Source organism: Nitrosophilus sp., from assembly GCF_982775275.1.
In genome coordinates this window covers 1-2,888 of sequence record NZ_CEXZHP010000190.1, presented here as the reverse complement: position 1 = coordinate 2,888, position 2,888 = coordinate 1, and the positions used below count along the sequence as shown (strand labels likewise).

Below are 2,888 nucleotides of genomic sequence, written 5' to 3'. Positions count from 1 at the left end.
CTTTTACTATTTTTTACTGCATTTGCTTTGGCTCAAACAAAGTTTGATAGTTTTTATGTTCATCAACTTGAAGCAAAACAAAACTCAATTGGAAAAGAGTTATATATAAAATATTGCGCATCTTGCCATCATAAAAATAGACTGGGTATTAGCGCACCTCCTTTGCTACCTTCGTTTATTAAAAAGATAAGTGATGAAAAATTAAAAGATATTATAAAAAACTCTCTTCCTCAAACACTTATGCCAAGATTTGATTTTTTAAATGATTATGAGATTGATGAGATCGTAAAATTTTTAAGGACACCTGCTAAAAATATATCATGGAGCTTAAAAGATATAAAAAATTCATACAAAAGCTTTGATTTTAAAAAAAGAAAATTAAATATAAAAAATATAGAAAATGTTACTTTAGTTGTTGAAAGAGGCGCTAACAGAGTCTGGATAATGGAAGATGAGGATATTTTAGATTGGTTTAATTTTAAAAATGTTCATGGTGGATTAAAATATACGTTGGACGGAAAAAATTTTTATATTCCTACCAGAGATGGATGGATAGGGCATTACTCATTAGAAGAGGGTAGACTAAAAGATAAGATAAGGGCCTGTGTAAACTTAAGAAATGTTAGTTTAAGCAGAGACGGCAAATATCTTTTTGCTACCTGTTTACTTCCCCAATCTGTAGTAATATTTGATTCTAAAACTTTAAAACCATTAAAAAAAGTTGAAGTTGAGGGGAAAATCAGCGCATTATACGAGCTTTATAGTAAAGATGAAGCGATTTTTACATTTAGAGATAGACCAAAACTTGTTAAAGTTGATACAAAAACTCTAAATTTTAAATATTTTGATTTGGATAAACCTATCGAAGATTTTTTTATAGATCCTTTTGAAGAGTTTATAATAGGCACTACAAGAAGAGGAAAAGAGTTAAGAGTATATGAAATAGATAGTTTAAAAGAGGTTTTTCTGTCAAAAATAGAAGGTATGCCTCATCTATTTAGCGCTACATATTGGTATAAAGATGGGAAATTTTATTTTGCTACTCCTCATCTAAGAAAAGATTATATAACTATTTGGCAGATGTATGATTGGAAACTTGTTAAAAAGATCAATGTGGGAGGAGACGGTTTTTTTGTAAAAACCCATCCAGCATCAAACTACCTTTGGGTAGATAATGGAAGCGATGAGTTGGTTTTGGTCGATAAAGAGAGCTACAAACTCAAAAAGCTTGTTCCTATAAAAGGAAAAAGATATATACATACGGAATTTAGCGGGGACGGAAAATATGCTTATTTAAGTATTTATGAAAGTGATGGGGCTTTAATTGTTTGGCAAAGCGATACTTTTAAAGAAAAAAGAAGATATTTTGCAAATGTTCCGGTAGGTAAGTATAATTTTATAAATAAAAATAGAGTCTTTTATCCAAGGCTCTTTGGTATGAGTATATTTAAAGAGAAATGTTGGGGATGTCATCACCAGACGGCTGAAGCTTTTGGACCTCCTTTTAGCGAGATTGCTAAAAAAAGAGATGATGGGGAGATGATTAGCCAAATAGTTGATCCATCTCATACTTATAAACAGCTTGGATATAAAAGAAACTCAATGCCTGCTTTTAAATTAAATGAAAAAGAGTTAAAATCTATTGTAGAATATATAAAAAGTTTTAAGGGTAAATAGTGTTTAGACTTTCAAATCTTTTAAAATCTACGATAGAAAACAAAAAACAAAGAGAGCTAAATGGCTCGATATTAATTTGGAATTTTACAAATAGATGCAACCTCTCTTGTCTTCATTGCTACTCTTACGCAAGTTTAGATGAAAAAGATAAATTAAGCACCAAAAAGATTTTAGAGACTATTAAAGAGTTAAAAAAAGCCAATATCAAATTTGTTATTTTTAGCGGTGGAGAGCCTTTAACGAGAAAAGATATATTTGAAATAGCAGATGCTTTTAAAAATGAAGGAATAATGACATATCTATCAACTAATGGCTTATATATAAATCCTTCAAACGTAAAAAAGATAATAGATACTTTTGGATATATAGGCATTAGTATAGATGGAGACGAAAAAACTCACGATAGATTTAGAGGTCTTATAGGATCATATAAAAAATCTTTACAAGCAATCGATTTAATACACCAAAATGGTGGAAAAGTTGGGATAAGATTTACTATTACAAAAGAGACAAAAGAGTCTTTAGAACATATTTTTAGTTTAGCCGAAAAGAAAAATATAGATAAAGTCTACATCTCTCATCTTGTTTATAGTGGAAGAGGCCTTGACAATCTAAAAATGGATCTAACCAAAGAGGAGAGGCTAAAAGCGGTTAATTTTATTATCGATAAGGCTTTTGAGTATTATAATAATAAAATTGATATAGATATAGTTACTGGAAATATGGAGATGGATGCGATTTTGTTTTTAAATAGATTTAAAAGCTTATATCCAAATTTAGCTAAAGATTTAGAAGAGAGATTGAAAAAATGGGGAGGCAATAGCGCAGGTAGAAATCTTGTAAATATTAATAGCGAGGGTGACGTAAAACCTGATCCTTTTTTTCCCGTTAAAATTGGGAATATTTTTGAGAAAAGTTTTGATGAAATTTGGCTTGATAAAGAAAATGATCTTTTAAACAGACTTAGAGAATATCCAAGAAAAATAAAAGGCAAATGCCAAAATTGTGAATGGATAGAGATATGCAACGGAGGTAGCAGGCCAAGAGCCTGGGCCATATATGGCGATCTTTGGGAAGAGGATCCAAGTTGTTATATTAAATAGTAATTAGGAATTGGGAATTAGGAATTAGGGGTAAAACAATAATTCCTAATTCCTAATTGAACCCTCTGAAAAATTACAAATTGAGCGAAAGCTTTGCGATTTTAGTTT

General features: G+C 30.2%; 2 protein-coding genes. Both read left to right on the top strand.

The features are described from left to right. Positions 1-1,677: cytochrome D1 domain-containing protein (locus AC30RD_RS07970; RefSeq protein ID WP_489493937.1), on the top strand; the 1,677-nt coding region annotated here is incomplete at its 5' end. Beyond that, on the top strand, positions 1,677-2,780 hold the full coding sequence (locus tag AC30RD_RS07965; protein WP_489493936.1) for a radical SAM protein: 1,104 nt from the start codon (positions 1,677-1,679) through the stop codon (positions 2,778-2,780). The genes AC30RD_RS07970 and AC30RD_RS07965, both read left to right, overlap by 1 nt. Positions 2,781-2,888: the final 108 nt, after the last annotated feature.